The sequence below is a fragment of the Arthrobacter sp. JCM 19049 genome (genome assembly GCF_001310435.1).
The window spans coordinates 1-672 of sequence record NZ_BAXF01000849.1; the positions used below are offsets into that span (position 1 = coordinate 1).

2 protein-coding genes are annotated in these 672 nt (G+C 66.4%); both read right to left on the bottom strand.

What is annotated here, in order from left to right; genetic code table 11:
* Positions 1 to 248, bottom strand: a 248-nt coding sequence (locus JCM19049_RS16690) for an MFS transporter (RefSeq protein ID WP_279403476.1), incomplete at its 3' end; no start/stop codon positions are given.
* A gap of 96 nt (positions 249 to 344) precedes the next feature.
* Positions 345 to 672 (bottom strand): oxidoreductase C-terminal domain-containing protein (locus JCM19049_RS16695; protein WP_279403477.1); only part of this gene is annotated, 328 nt, incomplete at its 5' end.

Consider the following 672-nt stretch of genomic DNA (forward strand, 5'->3'; position numbering starts at 1 on the left):
ATCAGCAGCAGGGCCAGCGCACCGCCCAGGGTACCGGCCACGATCCAGGGGATGCGGCGGCCAAAGCGGGAGGTGGTTCGGTCGCTGAGGGCGCCGAACAACGGGTTCGCGATCATCGAGACGACCGCGCCCACACCGGTCACCAGCGACAGGGTGGCGTTTTTCTGCTGCGGGGAGATCGCCTCGGAGTGCAGTCCCAGCAACACCTGGATGGGTGCGAAGAAGCCCACGTTGATGCCGATGTGCACAATCAGTACCGCGGCGATCCAGCCGACGCCACGCGAGCGGTGGGGGTCCGGAGTGCTTCGACTGCCTTGTTAGATTCCATGCTGCTGCGTACCCGCCTACCGTTTGCGACCCAGATTGCGCGGAGTGATCCCCGGGTCTTCCAGGTCGATGATGGGAGGGGTGATCTCCTGTTCAATCAATTTTCGCACGGCCCGGCCCATCAGCCCGCCATCGACCATGGAGGCGGCCACCAGGCGGTCCTGCCCATCCAGACCGAAGAGCACCTGAATCTTGCCCTGCCGGGTGTGGCGGGCCACGGTGCGCGCCACCGCGGTGAAGTCCCCGACGACTTCCACGTGGGATTCGTGGCGGTCGGACCAGAACCAGGGCACCTTGCGCCGTGGGGCGCCGGTGCCATGATCGTTGCGGCGGCGAGCGCAGCAT